This is a genomic window from Halalkalicoccus sp. CG83 (assembly GCF_037081715.1).
Lineage (GTDB): Archaea > Halobacteriota > Halobacteria > Halobacteriales > Halalkalicoccaceae > Halalkalicoccus > Halalkalicoccus ordinarius.
Map to the genome: position 1 here is coordinate 586,698 of NZ_JAZDDH010000002.1, position 20,733 is coordinate 607,430.

Annotated in this window: 23 protein-coding genes; 10 read left to right on the top strand and 13 right to left on the bottom strand. The window is 67.8% G+C overall.

The genetic code is table 11. From position 1 onward, the window contains the following. Position 1 precedes the first annotated feature (1 nt). The gene (locus V0Z78_RS16660) at positions 2-430 is read left to right on the top strand and encodes a PaaI family thioesterase (RefSeq protein WP_336345795.1); all 429 of its coding nucleotides are present in this window, start codon (positions 2-4) and stop codon (positions 428-430) included. Next, positions 427-867 (top strand): MaoC/PaaZ C-terminal domain-containing protein, encoded by a 441-nt coding sequence (locus V0Z78_RS16665; RefSeq protein WP_336345796.1) that lies wholly within the window; start codon positions 427-429, stop codon positions 865-867. Before V0Z78_RS16660 ends, V0Z78_RS16665 begins: the two co-directional genes overlap by 4 nt. A 111-nt stretch (positions 868-978) precedes the next feature. Here V0Z78_RS16665 and V0Z78_RS16670 read toward each other — a convergent pair whose 3' ends face one another. From V0Z78_RS16670 to V0Z78_RS16685, 4 genes are all read right to left on the bottom strand, one after another. Then, positions 979-1,497, bottom strand: a complete 519-nt coding sequence (locus tag V0Z78_RS16670) for an Lrp/AsnC family transcriptional regulator (RefSeq protein WP_336345797.1) — start codon at positions 1,495-1,497, stop codon at positions 979-981. A 40-nt stretch (positions 1,498-1,537) separates the two neighbouring features. Beyond that, positions 1,538-2,677 carry an acyl-CoA dehydrogenase family protein gene (locus tag V0Z78_RS16675; protein ID WP_336345798.1) on the bottom strand — a complete coding sequence of 380 codons (1,140 nt, stop codon included), beginning with the start codon at positions 2,675-2,677 and terminating at the stop codon, positions 1,538-1,540. A gap of 97 nt (positions 2,678-2,774) precedes the next feature. Continuing rightward, positions 2,775-3,581: an enoyl-CoA hydratase/isomerase family protein gene (locus V0Z78_RS16680; protein ID WP_336345799.1), complete on the bottom strand. Its 807-nt coding sequence runs from the start codon at positions 3,579-3,581 to the stop codon at positions 2,775-2,777. Next, positions 3,578-5,149 (bottom strand): long-chain-fatty-acid--CoA ligase, encoded by a 1,572-nt coding sequence (locus tag V0Z78_RS16685; RefSeq protein WP_336345800.1) that lies wholly within the window; start codon positions 5,147-5,149, stop codon positions 3,578-3,580. The genes V0Z78_RS16680 and V0Z78_RS16685 overlap by 4 nt, the downstream gene beginning before the upstream one ends. Before the next feature lie 171 nt (positions 5,150-5,320). On the opposite strand from V0Z78_RS16685, the gene V0Z78_RS16690 reads away from it, so the two are divergent. Further along, positions 5,321-6,484: an acyl-CoA dehydrogenase family protein gene (locus V0Z78_RS16690; protein WP_336345801.1), complete on the top strand. Its 1,164-nt coding sequence runs from the start codon at positions 5,321-5,323 to the stop codon at positions 6,482-6,484. 414 nt (positions 6,485-6,898) lie between these two features. On the opposite strand, the gene V0Z78_RS16695 is transcribed toward V0Z78_RS16690, so the two are convergent. After that, the gene (locus V0Z78_RS16695) at positions 6,899-7,282 is read right to left on the bottom strand and encodes a hypothetical protein (protein ID WP_336345802.1); all 384 of its coding nucleotides are present in this window, start codon (positions 7,280-7,282) and stop codon (positions 6,899-6,901) included. A gap of 99 nt (positions 7,283-7,381) precedes the next feature. Here V0Z78_RS16695 and V0Z78_RS16700 point away from each other — a divergent pair, with 99 nt between their 5' ends. Both V0Z78_RS16700 and V0Z78_RS16705 read left to right on the top strand, forming a co-directional pair. Next, positions 7,382-8,551 (top strand): site-2 protease family protein, encoded by a 1,170-nt coding sequence (locus V0Z78_RS16700; protein WP_336345803.1) that lies wholly within the window; start codon positions 7,382-7,384, stop codon positions 8,549-8,551. A gap of 40 nt (positions 8,552-8,591) precedes the next feature. Continuing rightward, positions 8,592-9,362, top strand: a complete 771-nt coding sequence (locus V0Z78_RS16705; protein ID WP_336345804.1) for a PHP-associated domain-containing protein — start codon at positions 8,592-8,594, stop codon at positions 9,360-9,362. Here the strand turns inward: V0Z78_RS16705 and V0Z78_RS16710 are convergent. Both V0Z78_RS16710 and V0Z78_RS16715 read right to left on the bottom strand, forming a co-directional pair. After that, positions 9,356-9,844 (bottom strand): metal-dependent hydrolase, encoded by a 489-nt coding sequence (locus tag V0Z78_RS16710; protein WP_336345805.1) that lies wholly within the window; start codon positions 9,842-9,844, stop codon positions 9,356-9,358. The genes V0Z78_RS16705 and V0Z78_RS16710 overlap by 7 nt on opposite strands. A gap of 39 nt (positions 9,845-9,883) precedes the next feature. Next, the gene (locus tag V0Z78_RS16715; RefSeq protein WP_336345806.1) at positions 9,884-10,411 is read right to left on the bottom strand and encodes a CinA family protein; all 528 of its coding nucleotides are present in this window, start codon (positions 10,409-10,411) and stop codon (positions 9,884-9,886) included. A 78-nt stretch (positions 10,412-10,489) separates the two neighbouring features. Between V0Z78_RS16715 and V0Z78_RS16720 the strand changes: the two genes are divergently transcribed. Beyond that, entirely contained in the window at positions 10,490-11,590 is a 1,101-nt protein-coding gene (locus V0Z78_RS16720; RefSeq protein WP_336345807.1) for a pyridoxal phosphate-dependent aminotransferase, read from the top strand. Positions 11,591-11,749: 159 nt separating this feature from the next. Here the strand turns inward: V0Z78_RS16720 and V0Z78_RS16725 are convergent, their stop codons facing one another. Both V0Z78_RS16725 and V0Z78_RS16730 read right to left on the bottom strand, forming a co-directional pair. Continuing rightward, complete coding sequence (locus V0Z78_RS16725; RefSeq protein WP_336345808.1) at positions 11,750-11,923, bottom strand: DUF1059 domain-containing protein; 174 nt, start codon at positions 11,921-11,923, stop codon at positions 11,750-11,752. A 405-nt stretch (positions 11,924-12,328) separates the two neighbouring features. Beyond that, entirely contained in the window at positions 12,329-12,943 is a 615-nt protein-coding gene (locus V0Z78_RS16730; RefSeq protein WP_336345809.1) for a class I SAM-dependent methyltransferase, read from the bottom strand. Between the two features lie 334 nt (positions 12,944-13,277). Here V0Z78_RS16730 and V0Z78_RS16735 point away from each other — a divergent pair, with 334 nt between their 5' ends. Genes V0Z78_RS16735 through V0Z78_RS16745 form a run of 3 tightly spaced genes read left to right on the top strand, consistent with a single transcriptional unit; the run spans position 13,278 to position 15,797 of the window. Continuing rightward, positions 13,278-14,336: an ArsA family ATPase gene (locus tag V0Z78_RS16735; RefSeq protein WP_336345810.1), complete on the top strand. Its 1,059-nt coding sequence runs from the start codon at positions 13,278-13,280 to the stop codon at positions 14,334-14,336. Positions 14,337-14,373: 37 nt separating this feature from the next. Continuing rightward, a complete protein-coding gene (locus tag V0Z78_RS16740) occupies positions 14,374-14,643 on the top strand; it encodes a GNAT family N-acetyltransferase (protein WP_336345811.1) in 270 nt (89 codons plus the stop codon). Beyond that, positions 14,640-15,797 carry a M24 family metallopeptidase gene (locus V0Z78_RS16745; protein ID WP_336345812.1) on the top strand — a complete coding sequence of 386 codons (1,158 nt, stop codon included), beginning with the start codon at positions 14,640-14,642 and terminating at the stop codon, positions 15,795-15,797. The genes V0Z78_RS16740 and V0Z78_RS16745 overlap by 4 nt, the downstream gene beginning before the upstream one ends. Here V0Z78_RS16745 and V0Z78_RS16750 read toward each other — a convergent pair. The 4 genes from V0Z78_RS16750 to V0Z78_RS16765 form a co-directional block, all read right to left on the bottom strand. Continuing rightward, entirely contained in the window at positions 15,769-17,121 is a 1,353-nt protein-coding gene (locus tag V0Z78_RS16750) for a glycerate kinase type-2 family protein (RefSeq protein WP_336345813.1), read from the bottom strand. The genes V0Z78_RS16745 and V0Z78_RS16750 overlap by 29 nt on opposite strands. After that, a complete protein-coding gene (locus tag V0Z78_RS16755) occupies positions 17,118-17,942 on the bottom strand; it encodes an SDR family oxidoreductase (RefSeq protein WP_336345814.1) in 825 nt (274 codons plus the stop codon). The genes V0Z78_RS16750 and V0Z78_RS16755 overlap by 4 nt, the downstream gene beginning before the upstream one ends. A 497-nt stretch (positions 17,943-18,439) precedes the next feature. Beyond that, on the bottom strand, positions 18,440-19,171 hold the full coding sequence (locus V0Z78_RS16760) for an endonuclease V (protein WP_336345815.1): 732 nt from the start codon (positions 19,169-19,171) through the stop codon (positions 18,440-18,442). Next, complete coding sequence (locus V0Z78_RS16765; protein ID WP_336345816.1) at positions 19,171-20,124, bottom strand: rhomboid family intramembrane serine protease; 954 nt, start codon at positions 20,122-20,124, stop codon at positions 19,171-19,173. The genes V0Z78_RS16760 and V0Z78_RS16765 overlap by 1 nt, the downstream gene beginning before the upstream one ends. Positions 20,125-20,233: 109 nt before the next feature. Here V0Z78_RS16765 and V0Z78_RS16770 point away from each other — a divergent pair, with 109 nt between their 5' ends. Further along, a complete protein-coding gene (locus tag V0Z78_RS16770; RefSeq protein WP_336345817.1) occupies positions 20,234-20,671 on the top strand; it encodes a DUF5788 family protein in 438 nt (145 codons plus the stop codon). Positions 20,672-20,733: the final 62 nt, after the last annotated feature.

Below are 20,733 nucleotides of genomic sequence, written 5' to 3' on the forward strand. Positions count from 1 at the left end.
CGTGTCGAACGACCTCGCCGGCGAGGAGCTCCGGGCGTTCATCGACGACCACGGCTACCTCTCGTGGCTCGGACTGCGGCTGGACCGCCTCGAACGGGGGCGCGTCAGAATGAGCGTCCCCGGCGACGAGAAGTTCCGCAATCCCGGGCCGGGCGGCTCGATCCACGGCGGCATCGTCGCGACGCTGATCGACACCGCGAGCGGCTTCGCGCTCCGGACGACCTTCGAGGACCCCGGGACGGCGCGGCTCGCGACGACCGACCTCGACGTCTCCTACCTGCGACCGGCGACCGGCGACCTCACGGTCGAGGCCGAGGTGCTGCGTGCCGGCGGGACGACGGGGGTCACCGACGTCGCGGTCGAGAGCGCGAACGAGGCCGAGCCGGTCGCGGTCGGACGAACGACCTACCGGCTGTTCCGGGACTCATGACCCGCTTTGCCGAGGTCGAGGTCGGCGATTCCTTCCGGACGAGGGGACGGACGCTCACCGAGGCCGACGTCACGAACTTCGCCGGGGTCAGCGGCGACTTCAACCACCTCCACACCGACGCGGAGCTGATGAAGGACTCGAAGTTCGGCGAGCGCATCGTCCACGGCGCGCTCGTGTTCAGCGCGATGACGGGACTCCTCTGGCAGTCTCGGAGCGAACGGGAGCGGGACGCCGTCGTCGCCTTCTACGGCGTCGACCGACTGCGCTTCGTCCAGCCGGTCTTCGTGGACGACACCCTCCACGTCGAGGGCGAGGTCGTCGAAACCGAGCCCCGGGACCACCCGGTGGCTAACGGCCTGGTCCGATACGAGGTGCAGGTCGAGAACCAGCACGGGGACGTCGTGCTCGCTTGCGAGCTCCTGTCGCTGGTCGAGTAGCCGTCCGGTCACGAGACGTCGAACGGGGCGGGATAACCCGATCGGGTCCTGCGAACGAACCGAAGGAGGACGACTACGTCCGTGACGCCTCCATCGGCGTCATCCGACTCCTCACTCCCCGTGTTTCGAGAGGTCGTTCAGGAGCTCGGGATCGGTTCGGAACTTCAGGACGTTGTGGATCACCGAGTTGCGGATGTTGTCGATCACCGCCCCGTGTTCCTTGTAGAACTCGTGGATCCAGCGAGACTCGGACTCGCGGTCGGGGAACATCATCACCGACTTCCACTGGTACTCGCCGTCCGAGAGGAAGTAGAACAGCGTGTGCTGGTCCTCGCGGATGTACTCCATGGCGTCGCGCCAGCCCTCCTCGAAGTGCTCGGGGTTGAAGCGGAACTCGAAGAGGCCGAAGATGAAGTACTCCTCGTTGGGGACGATCGTCTCGCGGAAGACGCCCTCCTCGCGCATCTTGCGGATCGACTCGCTGACGGTGACGTGCGAGACGTCGATCCCGTACTCCTCGTCGAGGATCTCGGTGAGCTTGCGCGAGGATATCTGTGGGTTCTCCGACATCTCTCGCAGGATGACGATGTCGCGGTCCTTGAACGTCCAGTCGGGGGGGCTCTCTGCCATGGCGTGCGTTTTTCTCGTCTCGCGTACTGTTCCTTTCGGCTCAGAGCAGCTGGTCGGCGATGATGTTCTTCTGGATCTCGCTCGTGCCCTCGTAGATCTTGGTGATCCGGACGTCGCGGTAGTAGCGCTCGGCGGGGTGGTCGGTGACGTAGCCCGCCCCCCCGTGGACCTGGATCGACTCGTCGGCGACGTCGATGGCGTGCTCGCTCGCGAACAGCTTCGCCATGCTCGCGAACTTCATCGCGGCACGCCGGTCGTCCTCCTCGACCTTCCCCGCCGCCCGGTAGGTGAGCGACCGGGCCGCCTCGACCGAAGTCGCCATCTCCGCGAGCTTGTGCTGGATCGCCTGGAACTCCCCGATCTTCCGGTCGAACTGCTCGCGCTCGTCCGCGTACTCGAGCGCGGCGTCGAGCGCGCCCTGTGCCGCGCCGACCGCCTGGGCGGCGACGCTCACCCGACCCGACCCGAAGAAGTTCATCAGCTGGTAGAACCCCTCGTCCACCTCGCCGATGACGTTCTCCTCGGGGACCCGGACCTCGTCCAGCAGTAGCTCCCCCAGATCCGAGGCGCGGATCCCGAGCTTGTTGTCGATCTTCTCGGCCGAGAACCCCTCCGCGTCGGTCGGGACGAGGAAGGCGGTGATGCCGCGCTTTCCGGCTCCCGGGTCCGTCTTCGCCATCACGACGGCGACGTCGGCGACGGTGCCGTTGGTGATCCACATCTTGTTGCCGTCGATCACGAACCCGTCGTCGTCGCGCTCGGCGCGCGTCTCCATCCCCGCGACGTTGCTCCCGTGGGCGGGCTCGCTGATCGCGCTCGCACACGCCGACTCGCCGCTCGCGATGCGGGTGAGCCACTCCTCCTTCATCCACTCGTCGCCGAACTCGAGGATCATGTTCGAGCCGAACCCTCGCGAGCCGATCGCGCTGCCGATGCCGGGGTCGGCCCGCCAGAGCTCCTCGGTGACGACCGTGCTCGAGAGCGTGTCCATTCCCGGTCCGCCGTACTCCTCCGGGATGTTGGGCGCGATCAGGTCGTAGCGGGCCGCCCGTTCGATCAGTTCCTCGGGATACGTTCCCTCCTCGTCGTGTTCCCGCGCGACCGGTTCGATCTCGTTCTCCCCGAAGTCGCGCACCGCTCGCCGGATCGCCCGGTGTTCGTCTGACAGCGTGAATGCCATGTGGCTGAATCAGGTTCCGATGTAAAATAACTTTGGCAAAGATACGAACTTCGTTAACCACTTCGTCGCCGCTCCGGCCGGCGGCGCCCGGAGTCGCCTACCGCCCCTCGAACTCGGGCTCGCGTCCCTCGAGGAAGGCTCGGACGCCCTCCTCGTGGTCTGCGGTGTCGAAGACGATTCCCTGGGCGGTCGCCTCGTCGGTCATCGCTCGCTCGGCGGACTTCCCCAGCCCCTCGCCGACCAGCCGCTTGGCGTGTCTGAGCGCGACCGTCGGCCCCGAGGCGATCCGCTCGATCAGCGCGTCCGCGCGCTCGTCGAACTCGCTCTCGGGGTAGACGTGGTTGAACAGCCCCAGCTCCCCGGCCCGCTCGGCGTCGAGGATCTCGCCGGTGAACACCAGCTCCTTTGCGACGTTCTCGCCGACGATCCTGGGAAGCAGGTAGGAGGTCCCGACGTCGACGCTCAGGCCGACGTTCCGGAAGACGAACCCCACGCTCGCGTTCTCGCTCGCGAGCTGCAGGTCGCAGGCGATCGCGAGGTTCGCGCCCGCGCCCACGGCGGGGCCGTCGACCTTCGCCACCGTGGGCAGCGGGAAGGCGACGAGCCGGGCCATCGTCTCGTTGGTCGAGCGCTCGAGTTCGCGGACCCGCTCGTCCGCCGGCACGTCGTTCTCGATCCACTCGCGCATCGCTCCGATGTCCCCGCCCGCCGAGAAGGCGTCGTCCGCCCCCTCGATGACGACGCAGCGCGCCTCCGATCCGGGCGCGTCGACCGTCTCGAGCGCCTCCCGGATCCCGGCGCTGACCTCCCGTGAAAGGGCGTTGCGTCGGTCCGGCCGGTCGAGCGTGATCGTCGCGACGCCGTCGGCGACGTCGAGGGACACCGCCTCGTCCGGGTCGCTCATTCGGCCTCGACCTCCTCGTCGACGAGCTTGAACTTCTGCACCTTGCCGGTGGTGGTGCGGGGGAGCTCCTCGACGAACTCGACCTCGCGGGGGTGTTTGTACTCCGCGAGGTTCGACAGACAGTACTCCTTGATGTCGCCCTCGCTCACGTCGGCGTCGGGAGTCGAAACGACGTAGGCCTTGACGGTCTCGCCGCGGCGCTCGTCGGGAATCCCGACGACGGCGGCGTCCGCGACCGCCTCGTGTTCGAACAGCAGCTCCTCGATCTCGCGCGGGTAGACGTTGTAGCCCGCCGTGTTGATCATGTGTTTCTCGCGGTCGACGACGTAGTAGAAGCCGTCCTCGTCGTGGTAGCCCACGTCGCCCGTGTGGAACCACCGGTTCCCTCCCGATTGGGTGAACGCCTCCTCGTTCGCCTCAGGGAGGTTGTAGTAGCCCTTCATCACGTTCGGCCCCGCGATCACCAGCTCTCCCGTTATCTCGTCGAGATCTGCGTCCTCCTCGTCGACCGGGCCCTCCTCGACCGGCGGGACGTCCTCGAAGTCGGGGGTGACGACGCGACACTCGACGCCCGGGAGCGTCCGGCCGATGCTCCCGATCCGCCGACCCTCCTCCGGGGTGTTGAAGTGGGTCACGGGCGAGGTCTCGGTCAGCCCGTAGCCCTCGTAGAGCTTCGCGTCGTAGAGCTCCTCGAAGCGTCTGAGCACCTCGACGGGGATGCCCGAGCCGCCAACGCCACAGAGCCGCAGCGACGAGAGGTCGAACCCCTCGGCGTCCGGCTGGTTGATCACGTCGTTGTACATCGCCGGAACGCCGTGCATCAGCGTGATCCGCTCGTCCTCGATCACCGAGACCGCCTGCTGGGCGTCCCACGAGGGAAGGGGGTAGAACGCGCCTCCGTCGAACAGCGTCGCGTTCATCGTGACGGTCATCCCGTAGATGTGAAAGAGCGGCAGTACCCCTAGCTGTTTGTCGTCCTCGCGGATGCCGTCGGGGATCAGATCGGCCGAGACCTCCGCGTTCGAGGCGAGATTGCGGTGGGTGAGCTGGACCCCCTTGGGCTGGCCCGTCGTCCCCGAGGTGTACGGCTGGACCGCGTCGTCGTCGGCCCCGCGCTCGACCACGTCGGCCCGGCCGTCGACGAGGAACTCCTCGAAGGGCGTCGCACCGTTCGCGGTTCCGCCGACGGAGACGACCTCCTCGACGTCGGTCTCCTCGTCCACCTCGTCGACGAACGGGACGAGGTCGGAAAGCGCGACGACGGCCTTCGCGCCGCTGTCGGCGAGCAGGTGGCCGATCTCGCGGCTCTTGTACTGGGGGTTCATCGGTACGACGACCCCGCCCGCCCGCAGGGTCCCGTGGAACGCGACGAGGAACTGCGGGAGGTTCGGGAGGTAGACCGCGACGCGGTCGTCGGCGCCGATCCCGCGGTCGTCGAGCGCGGCGGCGAACTGCTCCGTCCGTGCCCAGAACTCCCGGTAGCTGACCTCCCGGCCCTCGTAGCTGATGGCCGTGTGGTCCGGCCGTTCGTCGGCCACGCGTTCGACGTTCGTGACGAGGTTCGTCATGATCTACCGTTCCACAACGATCCCGTGCGTTAAAAAGATTCACCGATGGAGAACTTTCGATCACCGAGAGAGGAGATACAGTTAACAACGGTAACGTTTGTGCCGTGTTCCGCGTACCGATCGACGTCACATGCCGCAATGTTTTATTCGGCCCGTCGCTCATGGTCGTGTGTGTTAGACTTCGTTGAACTCGAACAGGAGCTGACCGAGGAGGAACGGACGATCCAGGAGCGCGCCCGGGAGTTCGTCGACGAGGAGGTCCGACCGATCATCGCCGAGCACTACCTCGAGGGGACGTTCCCCGAGGAGCTGATCCCCAGGCTGGGTGAGCTGGGCTTCTACGCGCCGAACCTCGAGGGTTACGGGCTCTCGAACGTGAGCGAGACCGCCTACGGACTGTTGATGCAGGAGCTCGAGGCCGGCGACTCCGGAGTGCGGTCGATGGCGAGCGTCCAGGGCGCGCTCGTGATGTACCCCATCCACGCCTACGGCAGCGAGGACCAGAAGGAGCGCTGGCTCCCCGACATGGGCGAGGGCGAGGCGATCGGCGGGTTCGCGCTGACCGAGCCCGACCACGGCTCGGACGCCGGGAGCATGGAGACGCGTGCGGAGAAGGACGGCGACGAGTACGTCCTCGACGGCGCGAAGCGCTGGTGTACCAACTCGCCGATCGCGGACGTGGTGATCGTCTGGGCGCGCGACGGCTCCGCCGAGGACGAGCCGGTGCGGGGCTTCCTCGTCGAGACCGACCGCGACGGCCTCGAGATCGACACGATCGAGGGGAAGCTCTCGCTGCGGGCCTCGAGCTCCGGCGAGTTCACGATGAACGGCGTCCGGATCCCCGAGGAGAACGTTCTGCCCGGCGTCGAGGGCATGAAGGGACCGCTGTCGTGTCTCACACAGGCGCGTTACGGCATCGCCTGGGGCGCCGTCGGCGCGGCCCGGGACTGCTTCGAGGAGGCCCGCGAGTACGCGCTCGACCGAGAGCAGTTCGGCGGGCCGATCGCGCGCTTCCAGCTCCAACAGGAGAAGCTCGCGGAGATGGCGACGGAGATCACGACGAGCCAGCTGCTCGCCCACCGGCTCGCGGAGCTCAAGGAGCGGGGCGATCTGCGACCCCAGCACGTCTCGATGGCCAAGCGCAACAACGTCGAGATGGCGCGAGACCAGTCGCGCGTCGCCCGGGAGATGCTCGGGGGCAACGGCATCACCGGCGAGTACGCCTCCATGCGACACATGGCGAACATGGAGACGGTCTACACGTACGAGGGGACCCACGACATCCACACGCTGATCCTCGGCGCGGACCTCACCGGCATCCAGGCCTTCGAGTGATCGGACGAACGGCGTGCTGACCCCGGACACTATCGCCATCCCGTTCCGTGGAGCGCTCGGCGGTCAGTCTCGAGGGATTCGTAGCCCACGACGGGGGCCGAGAGCGAGACGACGGGAGGTGTCCCGGGGACGACGGCGGTCGGATTCGAGACCGTGAGATCGACCCTGGGGTTCCGGGCGCGACGACGTAGTTCGCGTACGCCCTGACGCGTCATACAACGGTTCCAACGGAGATACGGTTCAGGGAAATCTCGGCGGATCAACCGGTCGGTGTGCATGCTCATCGATCAGACGGTCCGTTGGCAACGGCGACTTCGTCGCCATCGGGAGCGGCGTTCTTCTCTTCAGATCCGAGTTCGTCCGGTGAACCACACGTCGTGTCTAGTACGTCCTTCATTCCATCTTCGAAACCACCTATGAGGCTCTGGACAGACTGTACACCTTCCATCCCACGGCGAGATGAAAGACGATGAGCGCAAAAATGCCGACGGCGGCGATTTCAGAGACAGGACCGGTCAAAAGGGCAGACACCGCTACGATCCCTGCCACTCCGAGTCCCAGACTCATGCTTCCGAACCACTTGCCGAAGGCCGGAGCGCCGAACATGGCCACCCCGAGGAGGAGATAACCCATCGGTACAATGAACAGTCCCGTGACGAGCAACGTATCGAACATGCCCTGGCTCACCTCCCACATGAGGACGACTGACTCCCGCTCCCCGGGGGTCGCCCCAGGGGCGTGGTAGATGTCGGAGAGTCGGTCCTGAACGATATGCGGGATCGCCCCGACCGCGAGCACACCGAGTCCGAGAACAGCTAGGGCGCTCCCGAAGAGAGCGGGTGCGGCGCTCGAATCGCCCGTCGGCGGGCTTATGCGGACGGGACCGATAGGACGAGTATGCGAAGCTATCGGATCGGGAGAGCGATGGGGATCCCCATCGAGATCAACGTCTCGCTGCTGCTCTTCGCGCCGCTTCTCGCGTGGCTGCTCTCGCGGCCCGGACAGATCGGGCTGTACGCCGGGCTGATCGAGTCGGTCTCGGGAACGCCGATCGACGTCGACGCGCTCACGACCGGTGCGAGGCCGGCGGTCCTCGGGATCACGGCCGCCGTCGGACTGTTCGCGAGCGTGCTCGTCCACGAACTCGGCCACTCGTGGGTCGCCCAGCGCTACGACATCCCCATCGCCCGGATCACGCTGTGGATATTCGGCGGCATCGCGAGCTTAGAGCGGGTTCCCCGCGAGTGGGACCGTGAGTTCCGGATCGCCATCGCCGGCCCGGTCGTGAGCCTCGCGCTCGGGATCGCGTGCTACTGGCTGGTCGTTCTCCTGCCGGGCGAGGTTCCCGCGCTGGTCTTCCTGGTCGGCTGGCTCGCGGTCATGAACGTCTCGCTTGCGGCGTTCAACATGCTTCCGGCGTTCCCGATGGACGGCGGGCGAGTGCTCCGCGCGCTGCTCTCGCGCTCGTCCTCGCGGTCGTATGCCGACGCGACCCGGATCGCCGCCCGGGTGGGACGTGCGATGGCGGTCGGGCTCGCGATACTCGGCGTGCTCGTGTTCAATCCCGTCCTGATCCTGGTCGCGCTGTTCGTCTACGGCGCGGCCGCCTCCGAGTCGCGGACGGTGATGCTCGACGACCTGCTCTACGGGGTGAGCGCCGCCGACCTCATGCGCGAGCTCAACACCGTCTCCGCCGAGGAGACCGTCGCCGGCCTCCTCACCCGGATGCTCCACGAGCGGCGCACCGGCTACCCGGTCGCCGACGAGCGCGGGCGGATCGTCGGCGTGGTCACGCTGGATCGGCTGCGCGGGGTTCGCGAGGTCGAGCGCGACGCGGTGCTGGTCGAGGACGTGATGGCCCGCGGCGTCTCACGGGTCGACGCCTCGACGCCGGCGTTCGACGCGCTCGGCGCGTTCGGCGACCGCGGGACGGCCTGGGTCGTCGTCGAGCGCGACGGCGAGCCGGTCGGTACCCTCTCGCGCGAGGACGTCGCGCGGTCGCTGACGATGCTGCGCGACATCGGGCGGGAGGGCCGCCCACCGGCGTGGTCCGAGGAGGTCCACTGAAACCACAAGGCGCTACTCGCCTGCCGACCAAGCCGCTCCCATGAGCGAGCCATCCGGTTCGGGACCGCGGGTCGACTGCCACGTGAAGCTGCTCGACGAGCGCGTCGTCGCACGGGCGCAGCGCCGCGGTCTCGACGTCCTCGTCTACGCGCCCCACTTCACCCGCTGGCCGGAGATCCGCGAGCGCGCCGAGCGCTTCAGCGACGAGGACCTCCTGATCGTGCCCGCCCGCGAACTCTTCACCGGCGCCTGGGGCGATCGGAAGCACGTCCTCGCGCTCGACCTCGAGGCACCGATTCCCGACTACCTCACCTTCGAGGGGACGCTCGCCGAACTCGAACGCCAGGGCGCCGTCGTGCTCGCGCCCCACCCCGAGTTCGCGACCGTCAGCGTCGACGTGATCGACCTCAACCGGCATTCGGGAGCGTTCCACGCGGTCGAGGCGTACAACCCGAAACACCGCGCGAGCCACAACCGCCGCGCCCGGGAGATCGCCATGGAGACGGGACTGCCCGCCTTCGGCTCCTCGTACGCCCACCTCCGGCGGACCGTCGGCGAGGTCTGGACGACGTTCGAGACGACGATCGACACCCCTGAGGACCTTCACGACGCGCTGCGCTCGGGGGTCCCTCGACGGGTGTTCCGACGATCCGGTCCGAGACACCGCCTCCGGCGCGCCACGGAGTTCGCTCATCTGGGCTGGGAGAACTCGGTCGAGAAGGTCGATCGCATCGTGCTGTCGGGCCGGGAGGCGACCCACCCGCGCCACCTCGCCTATGAGGGCCGGTTCGACGACGTCGCCGTCTACTGAGCGCCGATCGCCGCGAGCGCGCGTTCCGCGAGTTCCGGCGGCAGGCCGTGGACGAGCAGCGCCGCCGCCGCCAGTTCGACGGCGGTCACGAGCACCACGACGTACGGCGCCCACCGGCTGCTCACGGGGACGCCGAACGGGAGGCCGTACTCCTTCTCCCAGAACGGATAGAACAGCGCGAGTCCGCGCCTCGTTCCCAGCAGGTCGAGCACGTAGTGGGTGAGCACGCCGATCCACACCCAGTGGAGGTTGGCGAAGTGGATCGGATACGCGAGCACGACCGCCAGCACGGGCAGGTTGTGGAGCGTCTTGCGGTGGCGCCCGAGGACGGCGTCGACGTCCGGGAACAGCGCGCCGAGGACGATCGGGACGAACAGCTCCGCGATCGCGGTGAGGGTCTCGACGTCGCCCGCGGGGTGAACGACGTAGCCCAACCCGATGCTCAGCAACACCGCGTTCAGCACGTGCCCACGTTTGTTCATATATTTGATATATTACGCCGGCGAACGATAACGATTGCGTCAGACGCCGGACCGGTCCCGGTCGTCGATCTCGTCGAGCAGGTCGGCGAGCGCCCGTCGGGCGATCTTCCCCTTGATCTCGGTCCGCGAGCCGTCGAACTCGTGGCGAGAGACGGTGGCGTAGGAGCTCTCGGTCCCCCAGGGGCCGGCGTAGGCGACGCCGACGTAGACGGTCCCCACGGGGGTCTCCTCGCTGCCGCCGGAGGGGCCGGCGACGCCGGTGGTGCTGAGCCCCCAGGTGACGTCCGAGACGTCGCGGGCCGCACGGGCCATCTTGCGGGCGACCGGCTCCGAGACCGCGCCGTGGGTGTCGAGCGCCTCGCGGGAGACGCCGAGGCTCTCGCGTTTGGCGTCGTAGGCGTAGGTGACGAACCCTCGATCGAGGTAGTCGCTCGATCCGGGGACGTCCGTCAGCAGCGAGCAGACCAGCCCGCCGGTACAGGACTCCGCGACCGCGGCGGTCGCTCCGGCCTCACGCAGCGCCTCCCCGACCCGTCTCTCGACGGGGTCGTTCCCGGTTTCGTCCATAGTCCCGGCTACGGCGAGCCTCCCCATACCTCCTGCGGAGTCCGAAAGAGGGAGGGTAGATCGCTTCCGAGAGATGACATGGACTACGAGAAGCCCCTCTTCTTCCAGGTGATGCGCTACGCCGCCGAGGCGGATCGGGACGTGATCGACATGGTCAGCGGCAACCCCGACTGGGAGCCGCCCGAGGCGCTCCGCGAGGGGCTACGCGAGTACGCCGACCTCCCGGTCGAGGAGTTCCAGTACCCGCCGAGCGACGGTCTCGCCGAGCTGCGCGAGGAGATCGCCGCTCGACGATCGGTCCCGACGGAGTCCGTGATCGTCACCGACGGCACCGGCGAGGCCAACTACCTCGCGATGGCCGGAGCGCTCGAGCGCGGGTCGGGAAGCGAGGTGCTCCTCACGGATCCGGTCTACCCCTACTACCCTGGGAAGACGAGCATGCTCGGCGGGGAGGCGACGTACGTTCCGGTCGGGGAGGACGGCCGCCTCGACCCCGATGCGATTCGCGAGCACGCGAACGAGGGGACCGCGGCGATCGTCGTCAACACGCCCAACAACCCCACGGGAGCGGTCTACGGCGAGGGGACGATGCGCGAACTCGTCTCGATCGCCGAGGAGCACGACGCGATCCTCGTGAGCGACGAGGTCTACGACCACTTCGATCACTCCGGGCGGTTCGAGAGCGCGCTCGCGTTCGACTCCACTCACCGAGCGGTCACGAGCGGTTTCTCGAAGTCGATGGCGATCACGGGCTTTCGCGTCGGCTACGCGGTGCTGCCGCCCGCACTCGCGGAGGGGGCGCGCACCCGTCACATGCTGATCAACGTCGCCGGCTCCCGTCCGGCCCAGTACGCCGTCTTGCGCGCGCTCCGCGAGACCGGCCCCGACTACTACGAGCGAAACCGGGTGATGCTCGCGGAACGTCTGGACGCCTTCACCGATGCGCTCGCGGAGGCGGGGGCATCCTACACCCGTCCCGACGGCTCGTTCTACGTGCTCGCGCGCTTCGATGGCTATCCGGGAACGATGGAGAACGTCGAGCGACTGATCGACGAGGCCGGCGTCGCGGGGATGCCCGGCGATGCGTTCGGATCGAGCCGAGAGGAGTGGATCCGCTTCGCGCTGGTCACGCCACGCGCGGAGGAGGCCGCGGACCGGCTCGCCGAGTACTTCGGTTGAGCGGATCGACGGCGGTGACCGCCGGACTCCATCTACTGGATAGAGGACGCGTATCGATCACACCGGTCGGTTGCGGATCCCGATCCACGCACCGTCGTCCGGTGTGCACGGTTTAGCGAACCAGTGGAGATATCCGCAGTTCGTTGGGACTCCCGAGTGTTATTGGACGTCTTGAATCCTCGAACGGAGGTCTTCGACCGTCCCGTCGTCGAACTCCAGCTCGGGATGTTCGCTCTCAGCGTGTTTCTCGGCTTGCGACAGGACCTCCTCTTCGGTTTCGGCTTCGATAGTCGCATGGCATCCATCGAGAGGACATTCCAGTTTCTTTGGCATATGATCGTTATTTATAGGGCAGTCGCGTGGATAGCGCTATCGGTACATCCACCGGGACGTGCCATCGCTCCGGATGCAACGGATAGTACGGATCGTTATCCGGCGACTTCACTCAAACTACTTCGACCGACCGCTGTCCTCCTCTGGAATCGGGCCAGCAGTGTAGTGCGATGGTCGATCGGATCGTGAGGGTTCGGCTGACCTTCCCAGTCACTAGCAGAAATGGCGTGTCGAATGGATGATTCAGAGCTATCGCGTTCGGAGGGAACGTCCGTCTCACAGCCACCGGGTATAGCACGCCGATAGTCATCATCTACCAACCGGAAGGCGCATGTTCAGCACAGAGGCGGAGACGCGTCGATCCCAGACGGACGGAAATCCAACGGGTGATTTGGCACGTGTGAGTTACCCGCGTCGGAGCCGGTACCAGTGCTCGTCGGGCTTCAACAGCAGTTCGACCGGTCTTGGTGCCTCGAAGTGCGTCTCTCCCAGATCGGTCACCGTCCAGCCGGGGAACGCCGCCTCGATCTCGCTGCGGCTCGCCCCCCGCGGTAGCGGCCCTCTGCGCTTTGGCTCCCACGTGAGCATGAGTACGCTGGCATCGGGTGCGGCGACCGCATCGACTTCCCGACCCATTGCCTCTCGTTGTTCGCGGTTCAACCCGTGGAAGGTCCCCGTATCGAGTATCAACTGGTATCCGGGATCGATTCCGGACGCGCGAAGGTCCGTCACATCACCGAGGACGAGTCCCATCTCGACACCGGTAGTCCCGATCCGGTCACGGGCTCGTTGCAGGGCTTTCTCGACGTTGTCGATACCCGTGACCTGCCATCCACGTTTCGCCAGTTCGATTCCCCAGATCCCGCTCCCGGTGCCGACATCGAGCGCTCGTCCGTAGGGCGGCTCACGGTCACGCTCTTCTTCCTCGAACAGTTGCGTGATCCTCTCGACGAACAACGGCTCTTCAACGGCGTCCTCCCACGGGTGGAAGCCGATTCCGTACGCGAACTCGTAGTTCACCCCTGCCCACCACCGTGTCGCCAGCCTTCGGTTACGACGTTTGGCGTAGTCATGTCCATCCCCTCGGTGGATATACACGACGTGAAGCCATAAGCTAGCAGATACCACGTCCTCCCGGCTATAGTGGGTCGTCTATCGGTAGCTGGGCTCGCGAATCAGTGAATCTACCCGGAGATGACGTACCGTGTGTGCTGAATGGATCCACCGTATCTCACGCACCCTGAGAGAGCGATCGGGTATCGACTACTCGAACGCGGTGCTACGAACTCCCCTTGCTGTAGACCTACTGGACCGGGACCGACGGGTACACAACCGCGGATCGAAAAGGGCGGACATGGCCGAACTGGACGTCGAGCCCGTCGAACGGGTCGAGGACGCCGGCGTATCGCTCCCTACGGGGGTCGACGCCCCCGACTACGTGCTCTACGGAGGGAAGGGCGGCGTCGGGAAGACGACGATGGCCGCCGCGACAGCGCTCGCGAGCGCCCGCGACGGTACTGCCACGCTCGTCGTCTCGACCGACCCCGCCCATTCGCTCTCGGATACGCTCGAGACCGAGATCGCCGCCGAGCCCGAGCGGATCCGCGAGGCGATCCCGCTGTTCGCCGCCGAGATCGACCCCGATCAGGCGCTCGAGGCGGGAGGACCGCTGGGCGAGGGCGGCGACCTCGGCGGGTTCGAGGGACTGCTCGGCGGCGAGAACGACGAGGGAGAGAACCCGCTCGGCGACCTGCTGGGCGGCGGGGCGATACCCGGTGCCGACGAGGCGGCGGCGATGCGCCAGCTTCTCACCTACCTCGACGACGACCGCTTCGACCGGGTCGTGATCGACACGGCGCCGACGGGTCACACCCTCAGACTGCTCGAGCTTCCCGAGGTGATGGACACGATGGTCGGTCGGCTCCTCCAGTTTCGCCAGCGGATGCAGGGGATGTTCGAGGGCGTGAAGGGGATGTTCGGCGGCGACGCCGATCCGGAGGCGGGAATGGCCGATCTCGACGAACTCCGCGAGCGAATCGAGCGCCTCCGATCGGTGCTTCGCGACCCGACGAAGACCGACTTCCGGGTCGTGATGGTGCCCGAGGAGATGAGCGTCGTCGAGTCCAAACGACTGCTCTCGCGGCTCGAGGAGTTCGAGATCCCCGTCTCGACGGTCGTGGTCAACCGGGTGATGGAGAACCTGGCCGACGTCGCGGGCGCCGATCCCGACGCGTTCGTCTCGCCGGATCTCGAGGGCTGTGAGTTCTGCAAACGCCGCTGGAAGGTCCAGCAGGGCGCCCTCTCGAGCGCACAGGAGCTCTTCCGTGGCCACGACGTCAAACGAGTGCCGCTCTTCGCCGACGAGGTACGGGGCGAGCAAATGCTCGAACTCGTCGCCGCCTGTCTCGACTGACGCCCGGATTTATTCCCCTCGAGCGAGCGTATCCCGCATGGAGATCCGCGAGGCGACGCCGGAGGACGCGGAAACCGTTCGGGAGGTCCACGCCGACTCCATCCGCGGGCTCGGCACCGAGGCGTACTCCGAGGAACAGGTCGACGCGTGGGCGGCGGGCTGTGAATCGGCGGACTACGCGATGGCGATCGAGTCCGTCGAGGACCGGTTCGTCGTCGCCGAGGGCGGCGAGGGGATCCACGGGTTCGGGACGCTGTCGTTCGATACGCCCGCGTTTATCTCGAACCGATCCGAATCCCGGCCATGAGCGACGACTACGGCTCCGAGTTCGACTACGAGGGCCGAACCCGTGCCTGCCGGAGTGCGCTCCGCGACGCCGGCGCCGACTGTCTCGTCCTTCTCCCCGGCCCGAACCTCCAGTATCTCACGGGGTTTCGGGACGAGCCCTCCGAACGTCATTTCCTCCTGTTCGTCCCCCGCGAGGGCGAACCGATTCTCCTCGCCCCGACGATGTACGACGAGCAGCTCTCCGAGACCTGGCTCTCCGACGTGCGGCTCTGGGACGACCACGAGGACCCCCGCGACCGTCTCGACGCGATCGTCTTCGAGATCGATCCTGATCGGGTGCTCGTCGACGATCGCATGTGGGCACGCTTCACGCAGGACCTGCGAGCAGCGACGGACGCCGAGTTCGGGCTGGCGAGCGAGGTGCTCGCGGACCTCCGGATTCGGAAGGACGACGCCGAGATAGACGCGATCGAACGTGCGAGCGCGCTTGCGGATCGGGTGAGCGAGGAGATCCGCACGCTCGGTGAGGAGGCGATCGACGTGACCGAACGCGACCTCGCCCGCGAGATCGATTCTCAACTGGCGAGCGCCGGCGGCGAGGAGCCCGCCTTCGAGACGATCGTCGCCTCGGGGCCCAACGGGGCGCGACCCCATCATCGTCGGAGTAGTCGGGAGATCGAGGCGGGCGACCCGGTCGTGCTCGACTTCGGGACGCGCGTCGACGGCTATCCGAGCGACCAGACCCGGACCGTCGTCTTCGGCGCGGAACCCCGTTCCGCGAAGGAGAGCAGCGACGAGCCGCGATCGGGCGAGCCGCCGGCGGGGTTCGAGGACGTTCACGACGTCGTCCGCGAGGCCCAGCGGGCGGCGATCGATCGAATCGAGCCCGGCGTCCCCGCCGAGGCGGTCGACGCCGCGGCGCGGGAGGTGATCGAGCGGGCGGGCTACGGCGAGGCGTTCACCCATAGAACGGGCCACGGCGTCGGCTGCGAGGTCCACGAGCCACCCTATCTCGTCGCGGGTAACTCCCGAGAGCTCGAACCCGGCATGGTCTTCAGCGTCGAGCCGGGGATCTACCTGGAGGGCGAGTTCGGCGTCCGGATCGAGGACCTCGTGTGCGTCACCGACGACGGCGCCCGCCGGCTCAACGGCTCGTCTCGGGGCTGGCGGTAGCGCCCACCACGAGCACCCGGAGGTCGTTGACGTTCGTTCCTGTAGAACCCGTCTCGATCAGCGCGTCCCGCTCGTCGAGATAGGGGTTGGCGTCGTTGTCCTCGAGCGCGTCGCGCGCCCGCTCGGGATCGGAGACGGTCTCGCCGTCGATCAGCGCGCCCGCGACCTCGGTCGCGCCGTCGATCCCGTCGGTGTCGACGCTCGCGAGCGCGACGGCCTCCTCGCCGCGCAGTTCGAACGCCGCGCTCAGCGCGAACTCCTGGTTCGGGCCGCCGGTCCCTTCGCCACGGAGGGTGACCGTCGTCTCGCCGCCCGAACAGATCACGGCGGGGGCCTCGATCGGATTGCCGCTCGCGCGGACCTCCTCTGCGATCGCCGCGTGGGTCTTCGCGGCCTCGCGCGCCTCGCCCCGAACGCGCGAGGTGAGGATCAACGGCTCGTACCCCCGTTCGCGTGCGAGATCGCGGACGGCCGCGAGCGGGGTGAACCCGTCGGCGAGCACGTGGTTCTCGATCCGATCGAAGGCGGGATCGTCCGGTCCGGGCGTTTCGGCCACCTCACCCTCGTCGCCGCGTTCGAGCCGCCGTGCGATCTCCGCGGGCGGGTCGATCCCGTAGCGCGAGAGCACTGCGCGCGCGTCGGCGAACGTCGTCCCGTCGGGCACGGTGGGACCGCTCGCGATCGTGCTCAGGTCGTTGCCGACGACGTCGCTGACGATCAGCGAGACGACCGTCGCGGGGGCGGCCCGTCGTGCGAGCCCGCCGCCCTTCAGCGCCGAACAGTGTTTGCGGACGGCGTTGATCTCGTCGATCGTCGCCCCGCTCGCGAGCAGCGCCTCGGTGATCTCCTGGAGCGCCTCGAGCGAGACGCCCTCGGCGGGCGCGGGCATCAGCGCGCTGCCGCCTCCCGAGATCGCGACGAGGACGAGCGCGTTCTCAGCAGCGTCGTCGGCGAGTTCGAGCATTCGACGGGTGGACTCGACGCCCCGTTCGGAGGGGACCGGGTGATCGCCGGGAAGGACGTCGATCCGCTCGGTCTCCCGCGGCGCGTCCGTGACGATCGCGCCGCGGTCGATCCGGTCGCCGAGGACGCGCTCGAGCGCGGCGGCCATCGGCCCGCCCGCGTTGCCCCCGCCGAGGACGATCACCTCCTCGTAGTCGGCGAGGCCGTGGCTCGTCCCGTCGACGACCAGCCGGTCGCCCTCGATCGAGAGCACCCGTTCGATCGCGCGTTCGGGATCCGCGGCCTCGATGCCGGCCTCGACGCAGTCGAGCGCGAGTTCGCGGGCCTCGGTCCCGCCGAGCGCCTCGCGGTCGTGGATCATCCGGCGATCTTGAGCGCCAGCTTGAACAGCGTATCGCGCAGCCCGTCGGGCAGCAGTCGGGCGACCGACCCGACCTTCGCGAGCGTTCCGATGGGGTAGCGCGCGTTCGGCCGGGTCGAACTCGCGGCGTGGACGATCCAGTCGGCGACCTCCGCGGGCTGGACCGCACCGGGGCCGCCGCCGCCGACCGCCTGGGTGTCGTCGATGATCCCGTAGATGTCGCTGTACTCCGGCGAGCGGGGGACGTCGTCGGTCTCGTCGGTGGCGCGTTCAGTGAACGCCGACTCGACGGGACCGGGCTCGATCAGAACGACGTCGACGTCGAACCGACTGGCCTCGACGCGCAGTGCGTCGCTCATCGCCTCGAGGGCGGCCTTCGAGCCGGAGTAGACGCCGCCGCCGGGGAACGCGACGCGTCCGGCCACGCTGGAGACGTTGACGATCGTCCCTTCCTCGCGCTCGCGCATGTGGGGGAGCACCTCCTGGATCAGCCGTTGGGGGCCGTAGACGTTGGCGTCGAACTGCCTCTCGACGTCACGGACGGGCACGTCCTCGATCGGACCGAGCTGTCCGTAGCCCGCGTTGTTGACGAGACAGTCGATCCGACCCTGCTCGTCGATGATCCGTTCGACGACCGCCAGCACCTGGGCGTCGTTTGTAACGTCGAGTTCGGCGGTCTCACACCCCAGATCGGCGAGGTCTGCGACGTCTTCCGGATCACGGGCGGTCGCGTACACCTGCCACTCCTCGTCCAGAAAGGCCCGCGCCGTCGCCCGACCGATCCCCGACGAACAACCCGTGATACAGACGGTCTTCTCCATGGCCGGTCCGTCGGACGCGGGGGAGTTAACTGTTGGCGGGTTCGCTCGGGCGAACGCTTTTTGCCGCTTCCGGCCTGCCCTCGCGCGCGAACGAGAACCGAGCGGTTCCAGCGGCGAATCGACGAGGAGTACGTCTCGGTGCCGAGCCCGCGAGGACGAGCCGTACGCCGTCCTCCGAAGACCGGACTCCGGTTCGCCGTGGACCCACGTGGTGACCGCCGTCACCACCGTCTGGTCTCACTCTCGGGGTGGCGAACCTGCTGTACGCCGTCTACGTCTCCCTCAACTCGCCGACGAAGCTCCTGATCGAGGACGACTGCTTCGACGGACTTCGATCCCGACGCGAACGCATTGGCCCTGTTGCGCCAGCGCTACACACGGAGAGCTGAAGCGATCGCGAGTTCGACCATCGCCTCGAACGGCTGCTCGGAAGTCGGTACGAACGCGACCGTGACGGTGGCCGCTCGGAGCCCGAACGCGCTCACGGGCGCTACTGATCACGCATCGATCTCGCGGGCGCGCTCGCCGGCGTACCGGTCCGCGAGCCGGATCGGTTCGGGCAGCTTGTAGCCCGCACAGTGGGACTCGGCGAGCGAGGCGGCCGTCTCCGCGCTCACGCGGTGGCCGGGGCTCACGTAGAGCGGGTTGATGTAGCGTGATCCTCCCTCGTACTGGCGGGTCTGGACGGCGTAGCCGAGCACGGTACCCTCGGGGACGTCCACCCGGCCGTCGGCGACGACCGGGACGCGCGTCCCCTCCGAGAAGGGGTCCTCGGGCGGGTTGCTCAGCCGGCCACAGAGCAGGCTCTTAGCGACGCCGACGCTCGGCAGCTCCAGCGTCACGCCCATGTGGGTGGCCAGGCCCGCCTGCCGGAAGTGGATCCGGCCGCTGCCGTCGAACAGCGCGAGGTCGGGCTCGCACTCGAGCTTCTCGAACGCCGCGAGGATCGACTCGCCCTCGCGAAAGGAGAGTAGCCCGGGGATGTAGGGGATCGAGAGCTCCGTGACCGACGAGACGCGTTCTACCACCTCGCCGTCGCGCATGGCGACGACGACGCTCACGGCCCGCTCCTCGGGGAACGCCTGGTCGACGCCGACGACGACCGGTGAGTCGGGAAGCGAGACGTCGTCGCCGAAACACGCCTCGGCCGCGAGTTCGCGCTGGAGGCTCTCCATCTCCTCGCGGGTGAGCGCGGGATCGGGCCGAAACTCCGGACGCGTGACCTCCATTAGAACCCTCCTCGACCGGGGCCGCCGGGCCCTCCGGGTCCGCCGGGTCCTCCGGGCCCGCCCGGTCCGCCGGGACCGCCGCCGAACCGGAGCTGGTCGGGCGCGCGCTCGCCCTCGCGTCGCAGCTTCTCGCCGTACCCCAGGCCGATGAACAGCCCCGCGAGGTGCGCGAGGTGGGCGACGCCGCCCGCACCGACGCCGCCGATGCCGACGATACCGACCGACACCAGCGCGAACCCGAGCGTGAGCAGCCACAGCGGCATCGGGATGAAGAAGAACAGCAGCACCCGGAGCTGGGGGTTCAGCACGGTGAGCACGCCCATGACGGCCATGATCGCGCCGCTGGCGCCGAGGACGGGCGACGGCGGCTGGCCGAGCGCCAGCCCGACGCCGATCTGAGCCAGTCCGGCGACGACGCCGCTGACGAGAAAGAGCACGGCGAAGGCCTTGCTCCCGGCCTTGCGCTCGACGATCGGCCCGAAGAAGTAGAGCACGATGCTGTTGAAGACGATGTGAAAGAAGTTGCCCGGGCTGTGGGCGAACACCGAGGTGATCCACGTCCAGACGTTCCCGAGTGCGTTCGGATCGAGCAGGAACAGCGTGTTGTGGAGCGCCGTCCCGAAGAGGACGAGGACGACGAACTGCAGCAGGAACGTGACCCACATCACCCCGAGGAAGACGTAGGTCATGTTGTTCCGGAAGTACGCGAGCGGGCCGCCGGTGCCGGTGTTGATCGGCACTCGGTCGCTCAGCCTCCGTTCCTGCTGCCCGCCGGGATCGTTCACGTCATCGTCGAAGCCGCTGTCGAACAGTCCGTCGGGGTCGTCCCACTCCTGGAGGCCCGGACAGTCGTGGTTCTCCGGCAGTCGGTGTTGGGCACAGAAGACCCCACCGCAGCGTTGGCAGCGGTAGGGCAGGTTCTCGTGTGCGCCACACCGATCACACTTCGCCATTGGCGGGGGTTCGCGGCGGGGCGACAAAAGGGGTTTGGCATCCGACGGAACGACGAAACGGCGAGACGACGAGAGGGGATTTTTCTCCCTCGATCACCGAACCCGAGGCGTGCAGGAGTACGAACGGAAACAGCTGCTCGAACGGGTCGGTCGCGAGGGGGCGACCATCGGCGCGCAGATCCCCGAGGAGATCGACGTCCAGGGCGAGCGCGTCGAACTTCGAGACTTCGTCTTCGAGATCAAGCGCCGCGAGACGATCCCCTCGGGTGAGCGAGAACGCGTCGAGCAAGCCAAACGCAACCTGCGGCGCGAGCGGATCGAGCGGATGGACCGGCTGGAGGAGGGCGAGATCAGCCGCGAGGAGGGCGAACGCATTGCCGAGTCGATCATCGGAATCGACCGCGCGCTCGAGGGGCTCCAGAACCTGGGTCCGGCGGACGTCGAGGCCGAGGCCAAAGCCCAGGAGATCGCCGACCGCAAGCGCTGGACGCGCTTCATGCGCCAGGCGCTCGGGATGGACGAGGAGAACACGCCCAACAGGCGATAGCGCGGCCCGAGGGTCCCCTCGAACGCACGCCCCTACCGGCGTTCGCTCGACCGGTGGAAATA

What these genes read in the sequence shown, in the direction of transcription:
- V0Z78_RS16665 (WP_336345796.1), top strand. Translation starts at nt 427, where the DNA reads ATGACCCGCTTTGCCGAGGTCGAGGTCGGCGATTCCTTCCGGACGAGG.
- V0Z78_RS16670 (WP_336345797.1), bottom strand. Translation starts at nt 1,497, where the DNA reads ATGGCAGAGAGCCCCCCCGACTGGACGTTCAAGGACCGCGACATCGTC.
- V0Z78_RS16675 (WP_336345798.1), bottom strand. Translation starts at nt 2,677, where the DNA reads ATGGCATTCACGCTGTCAGACGAACACCGGGCGATCCGGCGAGCGGTG.
- V0Z78_RS16680 (WP_336345799.1), bottom strand. Translation starts at nt 3,581, where the DNA reads ATGAGCGACCCGGACGAGGCGGTGTCCCTCGACGTCGCCGACGGCGTC.
- V0Z78_RS16685 (WP_336345800.1), bottom strand. Translation starts at nt 5,149, where the DNA reads ATGACGAACCTCGTCACGAACGTCGAACGCGTGGCCGACGAACGGCCG.
- V0Z78_RS16700 (WP_336345803.1), top strand. Translation starts at nt 7,382, where the DNA reads ATGCGAAGCTATCGGATCGGGAGAGCGATGGGGATCCCCATCGAGATC.
- V0Z78_RS16705 (WP_336345804.1), top strand. Translation starts at nt 8,592, where the DNA reads ATGAGCGAGCCATCCGGTTCGGGACCGCGGGTCGACTGCCACGTGAAG.
- V0Z78_RS16710 (WP_336345805.1), bottom strand. Translation starts at nt 9,844, where the DNA reads ATGAACAAACGTGGGCACGTGCTGAACGCGGTGTTGCTGAGCATCGGG.
- V0Z78_RS16715 (WP_336345806.1), bottom strand. Translation starts at nt 10,411, where the DNA reads ATGGACGAAACCGGGAACGACCCCGTCGAGAGACGGGTCGGGGAGGCG.
- V0Z78_RS16720 (WP_336345807.1), top strand. Translation starts at nt 10,490, where the DNA reads ATGGACTACGAGAAGCCCCTCTTCTTCCAGGTGATGCGCTACGCCGCC.
- V0Z78_RS16725 (WP_336345808.1), bottom strand. Translation starts at nt 11,923, where the DNA reads ATGCCAAAGAAACTGGAATGTCCTCTCGATGGATGCCATGCGACTATC.
- V0Z78_RS16735 (WP_336345810.1), top strand. Translation starts at nt 13,278, where the DNA reads ATGGCCGAACTGGACGTCGAGCCCGTCGAACGGGTCGAGGACGCCGGC.
- V0Z78_RS16740 (WP_336345811.1), top strand. Translation starts at nt 14,374, where the DNA reads ATGGAGATCCGCGAGGCGACGCCGGAGGACGCGGAAACCGTTCGGGAG.
- V0Z78_RS16745 (WP_336345812.1), top strand. Translation starts at nt 14,640, where the DNA reads ATGAGCGACGACTACGGCTCCGAGTTCGACTACGAGGGCCGAACCCGT.
- V0Z78_RS16750 (WP_336345813.1), bottom strand. Translation starts at nt 17,121, where the DNA reads ATGATCCACGACCGCGAGGCGCTCGGCGGGACCGAGGCCCGCGAACTC.
- V0Z78_RS16755 (WP_336345814.1), bottom strand. Translation starts at nt 17,942, where the DNA reads ATGGAGAAGACCGTCTGTATCACGGGTTGTTCGTCGGGGATCGGTCGG.
- V0Z78_RS16760 (WP_336345815.1), bottom strand. Translation starts at nt 19,171, where the DNA reads ATGGAGGTCACGCGTCCGGAGTTTCGGCCCGATCCCGCGCTCACCCGC.
- V0Z78_RS16765 (WP_336345816.1), bottom strand. Translation starts at nt 20,124, where the DNA reads ATGGCGAAGTGTGATCGGTGTGGCGCACACGAGAACCTGCCCTACCGC.